Below are 18,442 nucleotides of genomic sequence, written 5' to 3'. Positions count from 1 at the left end.
GTCGACTGTGGCGCTGAAAACTTTAGCCACGAAGCCAAGCCTTACACACTGAAAAATCAGCTATCGGACTTCGGATTATTCAACGAATTAAGCGTGGTCATGATGCTGGAGCTGCTGGCGTTGATCTTGGCGATCAGGCCGTCCATCGCCGTGTATTTGGCGGTCAGGGATGTTTTCAGCGAGTCCATTCGACGATCCAGATCGCTCTGTTGAGTCGTCAGGTCCGTCAGCTTGGTATTCAAGTCAGCCGCACGGGTGGTCAGCAGCCCGGCCGTCCCCACATAGCTGTCGGTGGCTTTGGTCATGCGCGAGATCAAACCGGTGTCACCGGCAAACACCTTGGCAATCTCGGTCGCACCGTTAGGCAGCGCCACGGCGGCGTTCCACTTGGTGTCGTCGAGGGTCAGCAAGCCGGTTTTCTGGTCGGTGCTGATGCCCATTTGCGCCAGGTTGCCGATGGAAGAGCCGCTGGTATTTTGCAGCAGCTCGCTGCGGATACCGTTGACCAGTTGGCGCATCGACGAATCACCGGTCAGGGCGCCGGTGGTGGTGGTCGCCGCATCGCCGGTGGCGGTCACTTTGGTTTGCGTGTTGATACTGGTCATCAGCGCGTTGTACGCACTCACAAACGACTGCACCGAGGTTTTCAGGGTCGTGGTGTTGGACGCCACGGTAATCGTGGACTCCTTGGTGTCCAGCAACTCAAGGCTCACGCCGCTGATGGCCGACGTCACCTTGTTGCTCGTCGACTCCATGGCAATGTTGTCGATGGTGTATTCAGCATTGACCGGCGGTTTACCGGCGTCATAGCCCGTAGCCAGCTCTGAGTCACCGCTAATGGTGATGTCGGACCCTTTGCCGGTGGTCTGCGAACTGATCACCAGACGCGAGCCGTTGGCGTCCGTCAGGACGTTGGCGCTGAAGCCTTTGGATTGCAGCTGCGTGTTGATCGCATCGCGGGTCTGCTGCATGGTCGCGCCCGCCGGAATAGTCACGTCGTAGCTGCTGTCGGACTGCGAGAGGGTCAGGGTTTGATCTTTTTCGCTGGCGTTAACGACTGCCGAACTGCCTTCAAACACCTTGCTGGTGATTTTTGGCGCCGTCGCCAATTGCGTGACTTTTAGCGCATAGGTACCGCTGGCGGCTTTGTCGCCGAGGGTGACCTTGGAAATTTTTTCGTCGGATGACGTCGCCGCCAACCCGTTGAAACTGGAGACACTGTTGAGCTTGGCAATGGCTGTGCGGTACGTCTCAAGCGAGGCTTTCACGGTGCCCACCGCCGACAGCTGGGTCGTGGTCGTTGTTTGAAGCTTGGTTATTTGAGCCTGTTTGGGTGCCTTTTCGGCATCGACCAAGGCTTTTACGATACCGACCGTATCGAACCCCGAACCCACACCTGTAATGGTTGAACTGGCCATCTTTATTCTCCTTATCCGGTGGCTGCCGCTTGGCTGGCGAACACTTTATTGACAAAGAATGCCGAAGCCACGGATAGCTTCACATTTCATGCCACCTTCAAGCGCTGGCGTTAAAAAGCAGGCTATTCGGGTCTGCCAGATTTTGCGCGAGCTTTAGAGCGACTTCTGAAGGCAACTGGCGAATCACCTCACCTCTGAAAAAAACAAAAGGGCGCGTAAACGCGCCCTTCCGTTATCAACCGAGCGCTGAAATTACTGAAGCAGTTTCATCACAGCGGAAGGCAGTTGGTTCGCCTGAGACAGGATCGCAGTCGAAGCCTGTTGCAGGGTTTGTTGCTTGGTCAGCTGAGCCGCTTCGGAAGCGAAGTCAGTGTCCTGAACGCGACCCAGTGCAGCGGTGGAGTTCTCGGAGATGCTTTGCAGGTTGGCCACAGTGCTGTCGAAACGGTTTTGCACAGCACCCAAAGCCGAACGCTGGGTGTCGATCTGTTGAATCGCATCAGCCAGCGCCTGAACGGTACGCTGCGAATCAGCGGCGGTCAGAACACTCAGGCTGGCAACGCTGGTTTCAACGGTGGTTGCTTTCGCAGTGCCAGCAGCCGAAGCATCAGTCAGACCCAGTGCTTTCAGGCCCGAACCGGCAGCGCCATCCTTGATGGTGATGTCTTTGTTAGAGAACAGCTTCAGCGTGCCGTCATCATTTTTGCTGGCCGTTACACCGGTGCTGGCGCTGTTGATCGAGGAAACGATTGCGTCTGCGCTATCGCCCTTCTTGAACTTGACTTCAACGCCGTTCAGTTCAATCGAAGTGTCTTCGGTCAATTTTGCCTGGGAAGAACCTGCCGACAGACCCAACTGAGCCAACGAGCCGCCTACAGTGTTAGCCAGTTTGATGTCTTTGCCATCGCTGGTGGTTAGAGAAAAGCGGCCTTCTTTAAAGCTGGCTGTGGAACCGGTGCCTGCTGCGTCCGTCAGCTTAGTCAAAATCTCTGACACCTTTGTATCAGCTTCCCACGCTACATCTTTGCCGTTAACAGTGACGCCACCGGCTGCACCCATAGGTGTCGTAAGCTCTACGGCTTTAGCAGAAGTAGTGGCTTCGGTTAAACCGAGGTTAGCCAAACCTTCGTTCTTAACATCAGGGCCAGGAGGAGTTGCTGTTGTATCGGGATCCATTACGGCTTCAAGCTTAATATCGCCCTTCGACGACAAAGTGAGCTTCCCATCCTTATCCGAAGTAGCAGTTACTCCAGTGTTGGCACTTTGCTCGTTGATGGCTTTCGCTGCAGCAATACCCGAGGCTTCACCGGCTGCGGCGGCATCCAATGAAATCACGACATTATTTATCTTGATCGTATCTGTAGCCGTAGTGGCACCAGCATCAGTACCTGTAACCTGTGCCTTCTGACCCAACGCCGTACCGGTAGTCGACGCAGTCAACCCCGTCAAAGCGGTGCTGTTAGCGCTTGCTTCGCTGTAAGAGCCCTTCAAAGCAGTAGCACTGATATCGCTCATGCCGAACGAAATGGTCTGGTTGGCATCAGCGCCGACCTGGAAGGACTGGTTAGTGAACGAACCGTCCAGGATGTTACGACCACCGTAGGTAGTGGTTTGAGCAATACGGGTCAGTTCACCGGTTTTTGCTGTGAATTCTTGTTGCAGGGACGCACGGTCAGCGTCGCTTTTGTCACCGTTCGCGGACTGCAGAGCCAGTTCACGCAGACGTTGCAGAATGTTGGTCGACTCTTGCATCGCGCCTTCAGCGGTCTGAGCGATCGAGTTGCCGTTGTTGGCGTTGGCGATTGCTACGGTCATGCCTTTGGTCTGCGAAGTCAGACGGTTGGCCATTTGCAGGCCAGCCGCGTCGTCTTTGGCGCTGTTGATTTTCAGGCCGGAAGACAAACGGGTCATCGAGGTGCTCAGCGCATCGCCGGCCTTGTTCAGGTTCTTCTGAACGGTCAGGGACGTTACGTTGGTATTTACAGATAAAGCCATGACGAAATCCTCATTGGGTGATTACTGCGGCTTCCGGCCCTGGCAACCGCCGGGTGTGGCCAAGAGAACCTTCGTAATAGTTATCGTCGTGATGGCAGGATGCTTGAGGGCTTTTTTGAATTTTTTTACTGGCCGGGGGCCATCCCTTGTGTTTCAAGGGGTTGCGCGGGTTAGCAAAGCGCAGATCCTTGTAGGAGCGAGCTTGCCTCGCGATCTTTTAAAAGATCAAAAGATCGCGAGCAAGCTCGCTCCTACATAAGCAGGTCGCGCACAACGCAAAACGCCCATGGCTTATCAGGCCATGGGCGTTTTGTATGTCTAGCCGCCGTTTAAGGTCGGTAGATAATCGCCGAGCCCCACGACAGGCCCACGCCGAAGCCGCTCAGGGCGACGCGCTTCCAGGTGGCGTCCATCACGTGCTTTTCCAGCAGCAACGGAATGCTCGATGACACGGTGTTGCCGGTCTCTACCATGTCTTTGATGAATTTCTCGGGGTCACTTTCTTCGAAACGACGCGCCACGGCGTCAACAATCGCCGCACTGCCCTGGTGGATGCAGAAAGCGTCGATGTCGGATGCCTTGAGGTCAGATTCGTCGAGCAATTCGTGCAGGTGTGCAGGCACTTTGAGCAGAGCAAAGTTGAACACCTGGCGACCGTTCATGAAGAACACGCCGTCGCTGACTTTCAAATGCGGTGCGCCCGAGCCGTCGGTGCCAAATTTGGCTTTGCCCAACTGCCAAGGGGCATCTTCGCCCATCCAGGTGGCGGTGGCCGCATCGCCGAAGAGCATGGTGGTGTTGCGGTCTTCAGGATCAACGATTTTCGAATACGGGTCGGCGGTCACCAGCAGACCGTTTTTCAGGCCCGTGGCTTCCATAAAGCCTTTCATCGCGTAGATGCCGTAGACGTAACCCGAGCAACCCAGAGAAATGTCGAACGCGGCCACGTGGGTCGGCAGGCCCAGTTTGTCTTGCACGATGGCGGCGGTGTGCGGCAGGCCTTCGGCGTCGCCGTTTTGGGTGACGACAATCAGCGCGTCGATGGATTCGCGCTTGAGCTGCGGGTTGTTGGCGAACAGTGCGTTGACGGCTTCGACGCACAGGTCCGAGGTTTCCTGGTCAGCATCTTTGCGCGGCAAAAACGCCGAGCCAATCTTGCCCAGAATGAAGTCTTCGTCCTTGGAGAACTTCGCGCCTTGGGCGTAGTTGTCTACACCGTTTGCCGGCACGTAACTGGCGATGCTTTTAATGCCAATCATTGTGGCTTCCCAATACTGAATAGCTGGAGATCACCCGCTCGCACAATCGAGGGGCGTGACAATAAGAGGGCTTTGTCGCGCGCAACAGCGGCGAAAATGGGCGCCTGAAACCTTGCAAATAACCACACAAAACAGCTGAAAATGGGCCGGCACCCGCCCGTACGTTTCACACGATACAGTGAAGATGCGCGTTGTGACTCACAGGTCACTCTATTTTGTGGGGTTTTTAACAAAAGATTTCAGAGAGCAGGAGGGGATTGGCCATATGGGGGCACTGTGTTGATGCGCCACAACCGTAGCAGTTGCCGAGCCCCGCGAGGCTACGTCCGGCTGCGTAGCAGCCGTAAATAGACTATTGCGGTCCTTCAATTAGATCAGGCGCTCAGGATTTACGATCGCTCCGCAATCGGACGTAGCCTCGTAAAGCTCGGCAACTGCTACGAGGCCGTCCCACGTGTGGGCTTAGAGCTGGTTGAACAGGCTCAATTGGGAAATTTTGACGAACGCCAGTTGCGAGGCTTCAAGCATGGATTTCTGGAACGCCAGTTGCGTCGCCGCACTCGCCACGTCGGTGTTGCCAATCGCGGCAGTGGTGGAGTCGTTGGCCAAACCCAAGCTGATGTTTTCGTCTGACTGAACGTCCACCGCGCTCAGGCGCGCACCAATGGAACCGCGCGCCGCGTCAATGCTGGTGCTGGCGTTTTTCAGGTTGCCAATCGCGGTGTTGATCGCGTCCTTCTGGATTTGCTGAGCCGCCGGGTCCTTTTCGCTCGGGATGACCAGCGCTTTGCGCAACTGGCTGATGGTGTCCAGCGCGCTTTGGCTTTGGTGATTGTTTTTGCTGACCACAAACTGATCGCCCGACGCTGGCGCCCCCGTGAAGTCCAGCTTGACCCCCATGGCGTTGAGCGAACCATCGGTCAGTGTGCCCTTGGCAATCGATTTGCTGCTGTCGGTCACTGGCTGGGCGTAGACCTCGTACTCGGTGTCGCTGGTGAATTTGATCACCGCGCCATTGCCCGGAAAGCTGTCGCTGTAGGTGCTTTCATTGGTCACGGTCGAACCGGTGACCTGCGCCGTCGAGGTGTTGCTCGGGGTCCGCGAGGCGTTGAAGGTGTCTGGCTTGGCCTGCAAGGTAAACGAATGCCCCGCGACCGCCGCATCCTGGTCCGCCGCTGCTACGTCTTTGAGGTTCAGGTTGATGTCGAACGACACCCCGCGCAGGCTGACGCTGTGCCCGCCGTCCTTGGTCGAATCGAACACGCCATTGCCTGGCACTTCCGAGGTCACGTCTTTGCCATTGGCGTCAGTCAATTTGTATTGAGTGCTGCTGGTGAGTTCCAGCGTGTAAGGCTGGCCTGCCGCAAAGCTTTTGTTGAACACCGCGCTCGACGTGATCAAGCCTGACGACACCGACACCACGCCATTGTCCGGTACCACCGCGCCATCTGCGTCCAGGACCGGCTGCAAGGTGGCTTGGGTACGCCCGGTATTGACCGAGTTCTCCATAAAGCTTTTGGCCGTGTCGCTGCTGGCCATGCTCAGGGTGTCCGAGACTTTGAGGTTGAGCTGGGTGTCATCGCCCTGATAGGTGTACGTGCCGTCGTTGTTGCGGGTGTAAGGCGGGGTATCGGTCTTGGAGCCCGAGAACATGTAGTTGCCCGAGGCATCTTTGCTGTTGAGCAGGCTGAACACCTGGTCTTCGATGCTCCCCAACTCGTTGGCAATGGCGGTACGGTCGGCGTCGACAATCACACCGCCCGCCCGCAGGGCCAGTTCACCGGCCTTTTGCAACGCGGTATTGATGCTGTCGAGCACGCTTTCCTGATTGCTCAGCGACGACTTGATGCTGTTCATGTTGGTGGTGTATTGGCCCAGCATGTCTTTCTGCTGCTGCAATTGCAGCAAGCGCGCCGCACCCACCGGGTCATCTGCGGCGGTCTGGATCCGCACGCCGGAGTCGATCTGCTGCTGGGTCTTGATCACCGACGAGAAGTTGTTCTGGTAGGTGGTGCTGGTCGACTCAAAAAACTGGGCAGTAGAGATACGCATCGTCGAGTGCTCCCTTAAAGACTGTTGATCAGCGTGCTGAAGGTTTCTTGCGCCGCTTTGATGATTTGCGACGATGCGGTGTAGTACTGCTGGAACTTGACCAGGTTGGACGCTTCTTCGTCGAGGTTAACCTGCGACACCGAGCTGCGGCTTTGGGTGGCGTAGGCCAGCGCGGCAGTGTTGGCCGTGCCGTCGACGGCCGCCTGGCTGGCTTTGCCGCCCACTTTGGACACTAACTGGCTGTACGAGGTGCCTAGGCTCACGCCGCCTGCGCCGCCAGTCACGCCCACGGTCTGCTTGGTTTGCAGACCCAGCAACAGGTTGGCGTTGCTGTTGTCGGCCTTGCCGTCCTTGTTGAACTTGATATCGAAGCTGTCGCCCTTGGCGGGCGAGCCGCTGAGGGTGGTGTCAAAGTTGACGGTCTTGGGCGTGCCGTCCGGGTTGGTCACCGCCACACCCGAAGCGTCGAGCACCGGCACCTTGATCGTGACTTTATTGTCCTGCCCCGGAACGAGGGTGCCCTCGCCGATCTTCTCGCCCTTCTCGTTCAGGATGCGGTAACCCTGAGTGCCGCCGCTGGCTTCGTCAAAGGCAATGCGCACGGGCATGGCGCCTTCGATTTCGCTTTGGGCCTTGCCCAGTTCAGCGCCGCCATAAATGTTCAGCGCTTGCGACAAATCAAGACTGCCCACAGCCCCGGTGCCGCTGTTGGAGCCGCCTTTAGTGGCCGCCAACGGCCCGGCGAACGCCAGTTTACTGGCATCGGTCATTTGCACGCTGATGCCGCTGGCGCCATTGGCGGTGGGGCTGACTTTGAAGCTGTCGCCCTTGCTCAACGCGCCGCCATTGAGGCTCATGGTGAAGCCGTCGATCACCGCAGGCGGGTCTTGATCGAGCTTGAAGGCGCCCATGCTGGTGCCGTCAGAACGTTTGACCGTGTATTCGTTGTCGCTGGTGAACGTGACCTGATAGTCGTAAGTGGTCAGCGCGCCGCTGTTGCTGATTTTGACGTCCAGGTTGCCTGAGCCTGCGCTGTTGCCGGTCGCCGCCAGACTGCGCTGGCTGATGGCCTTGTCGCTGTTGATGCTGCTGAACAGCGACGAGCCAAACTCGCCATTGGCATCCAGGCCCTGCCCCAGCTGTTGGTTGACCGCATCGGCCAGCACAATCGCCGTGCGCCCCAACTCATTGATGGCCGGGGCCAGTACGTCGGAGCGATAACGCAGCAGGCCGCCGATCTTGCCGCCGCTGATCACCGAGGTGACGTCGGAGCTGGACTGCGCGTAGTTGATCTGGATGCTGAACTGGCTTTTGTCGGTTTTGCTCGGCACCGCCGACAAGGTGTTGGAGGTATTGCCCTGCACCAGCGCCTGACCGGTGCCGAGGGTAATGTCGTACACGTTGTCGTGCTCTTGAACCGAGACCCCGACCAATTCGTTGAGGGTGCGCACGGCCTCGTTGCGCGCATCCATCAAGTCGTTCGGCGTATTGCCCGCAGTGGTGGCCTGGGCGATTTGCTTGTTCAGCGAGGCAATGGTGGCCGTGTGCTGGTTGACCATCGAGGTCAAGGTGTCCAACTGGCTGTTGATGCCTTCGTTCTGTTGGTTGAGCTGGGCCGAGATCGCGTTGAAACGGTTGCTCAGGGTTTGTGCGCTGGTTAACAGCAATTGCCGTGAAGCGCTGTCGCCGGGTGCGGCCGCCGAGGTTTGCAGCGAGGCGAAAAAGCCGTTCAATGCCGCCGAAACGCCCGTGCTTTTGTCCGAGAGCAATTTGTCGACCGAGCCGATTTGATCAAGGTAGGCCTGGGCATCGCCGTTGAGCGAGGTGGTGGTTTGCAACTGGGCGTCGAGGTAGGCGTTGTACACCCGGCGCACGTCCGCCAGGGTGGTGCCGGTGCCGATAAACACCCCGCCCACTTGCTGCGAGGCCGCGCTGCTCTGCACGATCTGCTGGCGCGAGTAGCCCGAGGTGTTGGCGTTCGCAATGTTGTTGCCGACAGTCGCCAAAGCCCCTTGGCTGGCGTTCAGCCCCGACATTCCGATGTTGATCAAACTCGCCATGGTTCAAACCCTATAAATGCGTGAGAGAACCCGTCGAGACGTAGCTCTGGTAGGTTTTCATTTGCTTGGCAATCTGCGAAATCTTGCTCGCGTACTCAGGGTCGGTCGCATAACCGGCCTTCTGCAATTCACGTACAAACTGTTCTGGCTTATCGGCCGCGCCGAGCACTTCTTTATAACGGTTGTTGCTCTGCAACAGCGTGACCAGGTCGTGGAAGCTGTCCTGGTAAGAGTCGTAGGAACGGAAGTCCGCCGTCTCCTTGACCATCTGCCCGTCCTTGAACTCACTGGTGATGGCCCGCGCCTGCGCGCCCTGCCAATTGCCCGTGGCCTTGATGCCGAACAGGTTGTGGCTGCTGCTGCCGTTTTGCTGGCGCATCACCGATTTGCCCCAGCCGGTTTCCAGTGCGGCTTGCGCCACCAGGTACAGCGGGTCGACGCCGATGCGGTCGGCCGCCTGCTGCGCCATTGGCAGCATGGTGGCGACAAACGCATCCGGCGATTCAAACGCTTGCTTGGCGGGCGCCAACGGCGGCTGCGCCACGGCACGGCCATAAATCTGCATGCGCCCCTGCACGCCCGACGCGCTGAGCATCGGTTGGCGGCTGCCTTTGATGACAGCATCCATCGAGGCACTGGTGCGCCCAGGCACGACGCCGGTATTGAGGGTCGAACGCGAAGGGTCTGCCGAGGGCACGATGCCAGCCAGCAGGCGATCGGTCAGTTTGCTCGGCAACGCCAGACGCCGCTGATTGAGCAGCGCCATGTCATTTTTATGCCCGCCTTCAACGGCAGGCGTCGCCACGCGAGACGCCCACAAGGCACGCTGGCCATTGGAGCGCACAAACGGGCTGGTGGTCTGGGTAACAGGCGTTTCGGTGGCCGCCGCTTTGGCTTGAGTCGTGAGCCCCGTGGCGGCTGGTGTATCACCCGGCACCGCCGATTTGTTTTTCGACATTTGGCGCATCAACACGTCCGCCAGACCAATGCCGCCGCCCTGGCGTGACAAGGTCACCGACAGTTGCTGGTCGTACATTTCCTGGTACTGCTTGGCAGCCGGGGTATTGAGCGGGTTGTCCTTGCCCAGCGTTTCGGTGGCCGAGCGCATGGACTTGAGCATTTCGTTGAGGAACAGCGACTCGAATTCCTGCGCGACCTTGCGCATGTTGCCGTCGCTTTCGCGGTCACCCACCTTCAGGTTATTCAGACGATTAAGGTCGCTGAACGCCCCCGAATCGCTGTCACTGACCACGCCGCTCTTACGCATGTCCATGACGTCAGCCTCAGATCACGATCAGGTCGGCTTGCAAGGCGCCGGCCTGTTTCAGCGCTTCGAGAATCGCCATCAAATCGCCCGGCGCCGCGCCCACCTGATTCACCGCCCGTACGATTTCGTCCAGGGTGGTGCCCGGACCAAACTTGAACATCGGCTTGGCTTCTTGCTGGGCATTGATCCGCGAGCGCGGCACCACAGCGGTCTGGCCGTTGGACAGCGGGCCCGGCTGACTGACAATCGGGTCTTCGGTGATGGTCACGGTCAGACTGCCGTGGGTGACGGCGGCAGGTGAAACCTTGACGTTTTGCCCGATCACGATGGTACCGGTGCGCGAATTGATGATGACCTTGGCCACCGCCTGGCCCGGATCGACTTCGAGGTTTTCCAGAATCGACAGGTAATCGACGCGCTGGCTTGGGTCCAGCGGTGCCGAGACACGGATCGAGCCGCCGTCAATCGCCTGCGCCACGCCAGGGCCGAGCAGGTCGTTGATTTTGTCGACCACACGCTTGGCAGTGGTGAAGTCTGAGCGATTGAGGTTGAGGGTCAGGCTGTTGCCCTGATTGAAACCACTGGGCACAGCACGTTCGACCGAAGCACCGCCCGGAATACGCCCGGCAGACGGCACGTTGACGGTAATTTTGGAACCGTCACGGCCTTCGGCATCAAAGCCGCCCACGACCAAATTGCCTTGGGCGACTGCGTAAACGTTGCCGTCGATCCCTTTGAGCGGGGTCAGCAACAACGTGCCGCCGCGCAGGCTTTTAGAGTTACCGATCGAAGACACAGTGATGTCGATCACCTGCCCCGGCTTGGCGAACGCAGGCAAATCGGCACTGATCGACACCGCTGCGACGTTTTTCAACTGCACGTTGCCCGAGCCCGGCGGCACTTTAATGCCGAACTGCGAGAGCATGTTGTTGAAGGTCTGCAGGGTGAACGGCGTTTGTGTGGTCTGGTCGCCCGTGCCGTTGAGCCCGACGACCAAGCCATAGCCAATCAGTTGGTTGGTGCGCACGCCCGAAATGCTGGCGATGTCCTTCAACCGCTCGGCGTGAGCGCCCAGCGATGTCGACAAAAGCAATACGGCTGCCAGCAGATGCTTGAGGTTGGGCATGTTAAATCCGTTTAAAAAGGAAACAGTGGGCTGAGGAAAAAGCGGTCAAACCAGCCCGGCTGACTGGCGTCGGCAAACGAGCCGGTCCCCGAGTACGTGATGCGCGCATCGGCGACACGGGTCGAGGACACCGTGTTGTCGGTGCTGATGTCATCGGCCCGGACCAGACCGGCAATGCGCACCAGCTCGTCACCGGTGTTCAGGGTCATCCACTTCTCGCCGCGCACGGCGATGATGCCGTTGGGCAGCACATCGGCCACGGTCACGGTGATCGAGCCGGTAAGGCTGTTGCCCTGCCCGGCCTTGCTGTCGCCCTTGGTGGCGCGGCTGCCGCTGTAGCCCGCGTTCAGGCTCAGGTCACCACTACCCAACGGGTTGTTGGTGGTCAAACCGCCACCAAACAGCGACGTCAGGCCGATGCTGGTGTTGCTGTTTTTGCCGATGGCCGAGTTGGCGTTTTTGCTCGCCTGGGTCTTTTCGTTCAGGCTGATGGTGATGATGTCACCGATGCGAAAAGCCTTGCGATCGCTGTACAGGTTCTGTTCAAAGCCAGCCTGGTAGATCGAGCCGTTGTTGGCCGCTGCCGGCAGCGGTGTACGCGGCAGCACAGGGGCGTAGTACGGATCGTTCGGCCGTGGTGGCGGGCTGACGCAACCCGCCAGGAACGTAATGCCGCCCAGTGCCAGAACAGAAAACAAGCGCTTCATGACCTTTCCCACTCCTTCACGTCTTTACAGATTTTGCGTCACGAACGACAGCATTTGGTCGGCGGTCGAGATCACTTTGGAGTTCATCTCGTAGGCGCGTTGAGTGGTGATCATGTTGACCATTTCTTCTACGGTGCTGACGTTCGAGGTTTCGAGCGTGCTTTGCATGGTGGTGCCGAAGCCGTTCAGGCCCGGCGTGCCGATTTGCGGCGCGCCGCTGGACGCGGTTTCAAGGAACAGGTTGCCGCCCTGGGACTGCAAACCGGCCGGGTTGATGAAGTCTGCGGTTTGCAGGTTGCCGATCACTTGGGCGGCCGCGTTACCGGTGATGGTCACCGACACCGTGCCGTCCTGCCCTACCGTGAACGTCTGGGCATCGGCGGGCACCACAATCGCCGGTTCCAGAGCGAAGCCGCTGGCCGTCACGATCTGGCCGTTGGAGTCCAGGTGGAAAGTGCCGTCACGGGTGTAGGCCGTAGTGCCGTCCGGCTGCATGATCTGGAAAAAACCACGGCCATTGATGGCCATGTCCAGCGGCTGCTCGGTGGTTTGCAGGCTGCCGGCCGTGAAGTTCTTTTGGGTGCCGACAATACGCACCCCGGTGCCCACTTGCAGGCCCGATGGCAGCTCGCTGTCCTGGGTCGATTGCGCGCCAGGCTGGCGTTTGATCTGGTAGAGCAAGTCCTGGAACTCGGCACGATCACGCTTGAAGCCGGTGGTCGACACGTTGGCCAAGTTGTTGGAAATGGTCGTCAGGTTGGTGTCTTGTGCAGCCAAACCTGTTTTTGCAACCCACAGTGCCGGAAGCATGGTGCTCTCCTCGTGCGCCGGTTTTTCGGCGCGACGTGTCAGTAATTAGCTCATTGCCAAGACGCGGGTCATGGCCTGGTCGTCTTCTTTGGCGGTGTTCATCATTTTGATGTGCAGCTCGAACTGCTTGGACAGGGCCAGCACCGAGGTCATTTCTTCGACGGCATTGACGTTGCTGGCCTCCAGAAACCCCGACGTGACCCGCACATTGGCATCCGCCTGCGCGGGCTGACCATTGACCGTGTGGATCAGACCGTCCTGGCCTTTGGTCATGTTTTTCAGGTCGGGCTGGACCAGCTTGATGCGGTCCACTTCGGCCATCACCCGTGGGCCTTCGCCCATGGCGCGGACGCTGATGGTGCCGTCTTCACCGACTTCAATTTGCTGCTGTGGCGGCACGGCAATCGGCCCGGCGTTGCCCATGATCGGCATGCCGTTGCCAGCGCGCAGAATGCCCAGGGCATCCACATTCATGCTGGCGGTGCGCACATAGGCTTCGCTGCCATCCGGTGCCTGCACGGCCAGCCAGCCGTCACCCGACACCGCCACGTCCAGATCGCGCCCGGTTTGCACCAGTGCGCCAGGGGTGAAGTCGGTGGCAGGCCGTTCGGTCAGGGCAAAGGCCCGCGCTGGAAAGCTGTCACCAAACACCGGCATCGACCGCGCCTGTTCCAGATCGCGCTGAAAGCCGTTGGTTGAGATGTTCGCCAAATTGTTGGCATGCGCCTTTTGCGCCAGAGCATTCTGACTGGCGCCGGTCATTGCCACATAAAGGTACTTGTCCACAGTCTTTCCTCTGTCTGGCGGACGCTTGCCGCCCACCGCTGTACTACAGAGGTACTAGCAATTTGCGCACCAACTTTATTTTGACGGCGCGAAAGGCTGTATTGACTGGGTTAGAGGCGTTTTTGGTGGCGTGACTGAAAGGGAAAACCGGCGCGGTTATGCCGGTTGCGGCAACCGGTGGCAAGAAACTCGTAGTCGCTGTCGAGGCACGAAGGCTGCGATGCGGGCCGCAGGACCACCGTCCAGGGTCGCTGCGCAACCCATCGCAGCCTCATGCTTCGTCAGCGACTACCCGGCTTGATGATGTCGTGCTCGCGCAGTTTGTTGGCAATGGTGGTATGCGACACGCCCAGTCGCTTGCCCAGCAAGCGGCTGCTCGGGTGTTCGGCGTACAACTGCTCCAGCACGGCCTTTTCGAAGCGGCCGACGATTTGATCCAGCCCGCCTTCCATCGAAAACTCGCCCAGCGGCTGACGCACGCCATAGTCCGGGAAACGGATGTGTTCGGCCTTGACGACCCCGCCATCGCACAACGACACCGCCTGAAACAGCACGTTTTCCAATTGCCGCACGTTACCCGGCCAATGGTAGTGGCGCAGACGGTCCATGGCCGCAGGTGCCAGGCGCGGCAACGGGCAGCCAATCTGCCGACTGGCCTGATCCAGAAAGTGCTCAACCAAAGGTTCCAGGCCATCCAGGCAATCACGCAGCGGCGGGATATGCAGCGACAGCACGTTGAGCCGGTGGTACAGGTCCTGACGAAACTCGCCACGGGCACACAGTTCGGACAAGTCGACTTGGGTGGCGCACATCACTCGCACATCGAGGTAGACCTCTTCGTCACTGCCCACACGCCGGAAGCAGCCGTCCTGCAAGAAGCGCAGCAATTTCACCTGCAAGCGCGGGCTCATCTCCCCGACGCCATCGAGAAACAACGTCCCGCCTGCGGTCAGTTCCAGCAGGCCCAGCTTGCCTTCGGCCCGCGCGCCCTCAAATGCCCCAGGCCCGTAACCGAACAGCTCGGTTTCGGCCATCGACTCGGGCAAGCCCGCGCAGTTAAGCGCCATCAGCGGTGATTGCCCACGCGGGCTGGCCAGGTGGCAGGCCCGTGCCAGTAGCTCTTTGCCGGTGCCGGTTTCGCCCTCTATTAATAGCGGCGCATCCAGCGGTGCCATGCGCCGGGCCTCACGCACCACGGCGGCCATGACTTTCGAGCTCTGGAAGATGCTGTCGAAGCCGCGCAGCTCTTGCTTGCGCACGTTGTAGATCTGCTCACCGAGACGATCAGCACGGTGCAACGTGAGCACCGCACCGGCCATAGCCTCGCTTTCATCGTGCTCCAGTTGCAACGGCGCAATGTCAGCCAGAAACACATGGCCCTTGATTTTGATCCGCAGGCCGTTGATCCGCGACTTGTTGGCCCGCACCAGTTCCGGCAGGTCGAAGTCTTCGGCGTAACGCGACAGGGCAATCCCCGGCACTTCATCCGCCCGCACCCCGAGCAACTGCGCGGCCGCGCGGTTGGCCGCGACAATCGAGCCACTCATGTCGATCGACAGCACTGGAAACTCCAGCGCGCCAAGCAAGGCATTGAGTTCCATGTGCCTGCGCTCGCTGGGCATCAGCCCTACACGCTTGACCCCAAAAACCCCGGCAATGGTTTCAAATTTCGGGCGCAGGGCCTGAAATTGCAGGTTGATCAGGTTGGGACAGAACAGGTAAATCGCATTGCCCTGATCGCCCCCCACCTCGCCCCGCTTGACGTTGATGCCGTAGGCAACCAGCAGGTTAAGAATGTCGCGCAGGATGCCAATCCGGTTTTGACAGTGAACTTTGATACGCATGGTGCAAGGCTCGGCAATTGATCTGCTAACTGTAGGAGCAGCCGATCGACGCTCGATTGCTCGCGATCTTTTGATTCTTCTAAAAGATCGCGAGGCAAGCTCGCTCCTACAGGGGTGTTTTTTACTCGGGAAAGCATTTCGCTGTCACGATTTTGTGACGATTTTGCAATTACTGACTTAAGAATGACAGCCCAACAGCCATACCGTAACGAAATATTTACGAAACGCACACACCATCCCCGCACTAGAAGCGCTTGCCCGGCTGCACCCGGCAAACACTTGAGGTATCACTTAAGGCAACGAACACCCGCCGCCCCTTCAGAAAAATAACAATGATTGCCCCGCGGAGAGCCCCATGAAGCAAACGAAATACGTCGCCCGCGAGCCGGATGCCAATGGCTTTATCGACTACACACCCGAGGAACACGGGGTGTGGAACACGCTGATCACCCGCCAGCTGAAACTGCTGGAAGGCCGCGCCTGCCCTGAGTACATGCAAGGCATCGAAAAACTCGGCCTGCCCCATGACCGCATCCCGCAATTGAGCGAGATCAATCAGGTGCTGAGCGAAACCACCGGCTGGCAAGTTGCCCGGGTTCCGGCATTGATACCCTTCCAGACGTTTTTTGAATTGCTCGCCAACAAGCAATTCCCGGTGGCGACGTTTATTCGCACCCCCGAAGAGCTGGACTACCTGCAAGAACCCGACATTTTTCACGAGATTTTCGGCCATTGCCCACTGCTGACTAACCCATGGTTCGCTGAGTTCACCCATACCTACGGCAAGCTCGGCCTGCAAGCAACCAAGGAACAGCGGGTGTACCTGGCCCGTCTGTACTGGATGACCATTGAGTTTGGGCTGGTGGACACGCCGCAAGGCAAACGCATTTATGGCGGCGGAATTCTTTCATCACCTAAAGAAACGGTTTACAGCTTGTCGTCAGAGCCTGAACATCAGGCCTTCGACCCGCTGGAAGCGATGCGCACGCCGTATCGGATTGATATTTTGCAGCCGCTGTATTTTGTCCTGCCGGACTTGAAGCGACTGTTTGACCTGGCCCACGAGGACATTATGGGCATGGTCGAAAAAGGCATGACGATGGGGCTGCACGCACCCAAGTTCGCGCCAAAACCGAAAGCAGCCTGACCCTTAATTTTTTCCAGACCAATAAAAAATCGATTTCAGGAAGACACCATGAGCACATTGAACCAAGCCCACTGCGAAGCCTGCCGCGCCGACGCTCCACAGGTCAGTGACGAAGAGTTGCCGATGCTGATCAAGCAGATCCCGGACTGGAACATCGAAGTTCGCGACGGCGTGATGCAGTTGGAAAAGGTTTTTCTGTTCAAGAACTTCAAACACGCACTGGCCTTTACCAACGCCGTGGGTGAGATCTCCGAGGCTGAAGGCCATCACCCGGGTCTGCTCACCGAGTGGGGCAAAGTGACCGTAACCTGGTGGAGCCACTCGATCAAAGGCCTGCACCGCAACGACTTCATCATGGCCGCACGTACCGATGAAGTGGCTAAAACCGCCGAGGGCCGCAAGTAATGCACTTCGCAGCCATTGGCCGGGTGCCGGGCGACCCGATTCTGGGGTTGATCGATGCCTACAATCAGGACAGCAACCCGAACAAGTTCGATCTGGGCGTTGGCGTCTACAAGGACCCTAACGGCCTGACACCGATTTTGCAGTCGGTCAAACAGGCCGAACAGCGGTTGGTGGATCAGCAACAGACCAAAACCTATATCGGCGGCCACGGCGACAGCCGTTTTGGCCAACTGATCAGCGAGCTGGTACTGGGTGCCGACTCAGCGCTGCTCAGCGCCCAACGCGCGGGAGCTACACAAACCCCGGGCGGCACCGGCGCACTGCGCCTGACGGCTGACTTTATCGCGCAGTGCCTGCCGGGCCGCGGGATCTGGCTGAGCGATCCGACCTGGCCGATCCACGAAAGTATTTTCGCGGCGGCAGGGCTTAAGGTCAGTCACTACCCGTACGTGGGCAGCGACAACACGCTCAACGTCGCCACCATGCTGCAAACCCTTGAGCAAGTGCCCCAAGGTGACGTGGTGCTGCTGCACGCGTGCTGCCATAACCCGACCGGTTTCGACCTGTCGCAGGCTGATTGGCAGCAAGTGCTGGACGTGGTGCGCCGCCGCGAACTGCTGCCGCTGATCGACTTTGCCTACCAAGGTTTCGGAGATGGGCTGGAAGCAGATGCCTGGTCGACCCGACTGTTCGCCCGCGAACTGCCCGAAGTGCTGATCACCAGTTCGTGCTCGAAGAACTTCGGCCTGTATCGCGAGCGTGTCGGTGCCTTGATCGTGTGTGCAAACGACGCCGAAAAACTCAAGGATGTGCGCAGCCAACTGGCCCATGTCGCTCGCAACCTGTGGTCTAACCCGCCCGATCACGGCGCTGCGGTGGTGGCAACCATCCTCGGCGACCCACAGCTCAAAGCGCTGTGGGCTGATGAAGTGGAAGCCATGCGCACCCGCATCGCACAACTGCGCGGCGGCCTGGTAGAGGCACTGGCGCCGTTCGGACTGGCCGAGCACTTTGCTCATATCAACGAACAACGCGGGATGTTTTCTTACACCGGCCTGACAGCAGAACAAGTGCAATTGCTGCGTGAGAAGCACAGCGTGTACATGGTCGGCTCGGGGCGCGCGAACATGGCCGGCGTGGATGGCACCCGCCTGAACCTGCTGGCCAAAGCGATTGCGCAGGTGTGCACCCACTAAAAAATTGTCACTGTAGGAGCGAGCTTGCTCGCGATCTTTTGTTTTTAAAGATCAAAAGATCGCGAGCAAGCTCGCTTCTACAGATCCGCTTCCCCAGATGAAAAATTCGCCACAATCCCCGCCAGACGCAAGAAAAAGACAAATTGTCACACTCCCTCCTGTATCCTGCCCAAGCTTTTTAAAAGCGCGGATTTACCCAGCGATTTAAAAACACACCTTACGAGGAGCGCGACGATGCACGAAATCCCAAACCTCCCCTTCCCAAGTCTGCATGAACCTCAGCAGCCAACCCCGCAACACTCCAGTGGCGAAAGCCCCGCACTGGACGAGGCCACGGAGAGCCTCAAAGCCGACAGCGAAGACTGACCGG

The 18,442-nt window shown here is 58.8% G+C and carries 15 protein-coding genes; 4 read left to right on the top strand and 11 right to left on the bottom strand.

Annotated features, from left to right (window positions below):
* Positions 1–56: 56 nt before the first annotated feature.
* The 11 genes from fliD to RHM56_RS08185 form a co-directional block, all read right to left on the bottom strand.
* On the bottom strand, positions 57–1,418 hold the full coding sequence (fliD, locus tag RHM56_RS08240) for a flagellar filament capping protein FliD (RefSeq protein ID WP_322240328.1): 1,362 nt from the start codon (positions 1,416–1,418) through the stop codon (positions 57–59).
* Positions 1,419–1,670: 252 nt separating this feature from the next.
* On the bottom strand, positions 1,671–3,413 hold the full coding sequence (locus tag RHM56_RS08230; protein ID WP_322240326.1) for a flagellin: 1,743 nt from the start codon (positions 3,411–3,413) through the stop codon (positions 1,671–1,673).
* A 329-nt stretch (positions 3,414–3,742) separates the two neighbouring features.
* On the bottom strand, positions 3,743–4,672 hold the full coding sequence (locus RHM56_RS08225) for a ketoacyl-ACP synthase III (protein ID WP_322240323.1): 930 nt from the start codon (positions 4,670–4,672) through the stop codon (positions 3,743–3,745).
* 462 nt (positions 4,673–5,134) lie between these two features.
* On the bottom strand, positions 5,135–6,724 hold the full coding sequence (locus tag RHM56_RS08220) for a flagellar hook-associated protein 3 (protein WP_322240321.1): 1,590 nt from the start codon (positions 6,722–6,724) through the stop codon (positions 5,135–5,137).
* A 14-nt stretch (positions 6,725–6,738) separates the two neighbouring features.
* On the bottom strand, positions 6,739–8,784 hold the full coding sequence (flgK, locus tag RHM56_RS08215; protein WP_322240319.1) for a flagellar hook-associated protein FlgK: 2,046 nt from the start codon (positions 8,782–8,784) through the stop codon (positions 6,739–6,741).
* 10 nt (positions 8,785–8,794) lie between these two features.
* On the bottom strand, positions 8,795–10,057 hold the full coding sequence (flgJ, locus tag RHM56_RS08210) for a flagellar assembly peptidoglycan hydrolase FlgJ (protein ID WP_322240317.1): 1,263 nt from the start codon (positions 10,055–10,057) through the stop codon (positions 8,795–8,797).
* A gap of 10 nt (positions 10,058–10,067) precedes the next feature.
* Positions 10,068–11,177, bottom strand: a complete 1,110-nt coding sequence (locus RHM56_RS08205) for a flagellar basal body P-ring protein FlgI (RefSeq protein ID WP_322240315.1) — start codon at positions 11,175–11,177, stop codon at positions 10,068–10,070.
* 11 nt (positions 11,178–11,188) lie between these two features.
* Entirely contained in the window at positions 11,189–11,884 is a 696-nt protein-coding gene (gene flgH / locus RHM56_RS08200; protein WP_322240313.1) for a flagellar basal body L-ring protein FlgH, read from the bottom strand.
* Positions 11,885–11,908: 24 nt separating this feature from the next.
* Entirely contained in the window at positions 11,909–12,694 is a 786-nt protein-coding gene (flgG, locus tag RHM56_RS08195; protein WP_322240310.1) for a flagellar basal-body rod protein FlgG, read from the bottom strand.
* A 45-nt stretch (positions 12,695–12,739) separates the two neighbouring features.
* The gene (locus RHM56_RS08190; RefSeq protein ID WP_322240308.1) at positions 12,740–13,480 is read right to left on the bottom strand and encodes a flagellar basal body rod protein FlgF; all 741 of its coding nucleotides are present in this window, start codon (positions 13,478–13,480) and stop codon (positions 12,740–12,742) included.
* 281 nt (positions 13,481–13,761) lie between these two features.
* Entirely contained in the window at positions 13,762–15,324 is a 1,563-nt protein-coding gene (locus tag RHM56_RS08185) for a sigma-54-dependent transcriptional regulator (RefSeq protein WP_322240305.1), read from the bottom strand.
* 355 nt (positions 15,325–15,679) lie between these two features.
* On the opposite strand from RHM56_RS08185, the gene phhA reads away from it, so the two are divergent.
* The 4 genes from phhA (at position 15,680) to RHM56_RS08165 (ending at position 18,438) form a co-directional block, all read left to right on the top strand.
* Complete coding sequence (gene phhA, locus RHM56_RS08180) at positions 15,680–16,471, top strand: phenylalanine 4-monooxygenase (protein WP_322240303.1); 792 nt, start codon at positions 15,680–15,682, stop codon at positions 16,469–16,471.
* Positions 16,472–16,519: 48 nt separating this feature from the next.
* Positions 16,520–16,876, top strand: coding sequence for a 4a-hydroxytetrahydrobiopterin dehydratase (locus tag RHM56_RS08175; RefSeq protein WP_322240300.1), 357 nt, complete (start codon positions 16,520–16,522; stop codon positions 16,874–16,876).
* Positions 16,876–18,072, top strand: a complete 1,197-nt coding sequence (locus RHM56_RS08170) for an amino acid aminotransferase (protein WP_322240298.1) — start codon at positions 16,876–16,878, stop codon at positions 18,070–18,072. Before RHM56_RS08175 ends, RHM56_RS08170 begins: the two co-directional genes overlap by 1 nt.
* Before the next feature lie 234 nt (positions 18,073–18,306).
* The gene (locus RHM56_RS08165) at positions 18,307–18,438 is read left to right on the top strand and encodes a hypothetical protein (protein ID WP_322240296.1); all 132 of its coding nucleotides are present in this window, start codon (positions 18,307–18,309) and stop codon (positions 18,436–18,438) included.
* Positions 18,439–18,442 lie beyond the last annotated feature (4 nt).

This window comes from Pseudomonas sp. CCC3.1 (genome assembly GCF_034347405.1).
Lineage (GTDB): Bacteria > Pseudomonadota > Gammaproteobacteria > Pseudomonadales > Pseudomonadaceae > Aquipseudomonas.
This window is presented reverse-complemented; position numbering and strand designations above follow the sequence as displayed.

Excerpts from the sequence above, each read along its gene's own strand:
- RHM56_RS08205 (WP_322240315.1), bottom strand. The coding sequence starts at position 11,177 with ATGCCCAACCTCAAGCATCTGCTGGCAGCCGTATTGCTTTTGTCGACA.
- RHM56_RS08230 (WP_322240326.1), bottom strand. The coding sequence starts at position 3,413 with ATGGCTTTATCTGTAAATACCAACGTAACGTCCCTGACCGTTCAGAAG.
- RHM56_RS08185 (WP_322240305.1), bottom strand. The coding sequence starts at position 15,324 with ATGCGTATCAAAGTTCACTGTCAAAACCGGATTGGCATCCTGCGCGAC.
- RHM56_RS08165 (WP_322240296.1), top strand. The coding sequence starts at position 18,307 with ATGCACGAAATCCCAAACCTCCCCTTCCCAAGTCTGCATGAACCTCAG.
- RHM56_RS08220 (WP_322240321.1), bottom strand. The coding sequence starts at position 6,724 with ATGCGTATCTCTACTGCCCAGTTTTTTGAGTCGACCAGCACCACCTAC.
- phhA (WP_322240303.1), top strand. The coding sequence starts at position 15,680 with ATGAAGCAAACGAAATACGTCGCCCGCGAGCCGGATGCCAATGGCTTT.
- flgH (WP_322240313.1), bottom strand. The coding sequence starts at position 11,884 with ATGAAGCGCTTGTTTTCTGTTCTGGCACTGGGCGGCATTACGTTCCTG.
- RHM56_RS08225 (WP_322240323.1), bottom strand. The coding sequence starts at position 4,672 with ATGATTGGCATTAAAAGCATCGCCAGTTACGTGCCGGCAAACGGTGTA.
- flgG (WP_322240310.1), bottom strand. The coding sequence starts at position 12,694 with ATGCTTCCGGCACTGTGGGTTGCAAAAACAGGTTTGGCTGCACAAGAC.
- RHM56_RS08170 (WP_322240298.1), top strand. The coding sequence starts at position 16,876 with ATGCACTTCGCAGCCATTGGCCGGGTGCCGGGCGACCCGATTCTGGGG.
- RHM56_RS08175 (WP_322240300.1), top strand. The coding sequence starts at position 16,520 with ATGAGCACATTGAACCAAGCCCACTGCGAAGCCTGCCGCGCCGACGCT.
- flgK (WP_322240319.1), bottom strand. The coding sequence starts at position 8,784 with ATGGCGAGTTTGATCAACATCGGAATGTCGGGGCTGAACGCCAGCCAA.
- flgJ (WP_322240317.1), bottom strand. The coding sequence starts at position 10,057 with ATGGACATGCGTAAGAGCGGCGTGGTCAGTGACAGCGATTCGGGGGCG.
- fliD (WP_322240328.1), bottom strand. The coding sequence starts at position 1,418 with ATGGCCAGTTCAACCATTACAGGTGTGGGTTCGGGGTTCGATACGGTC.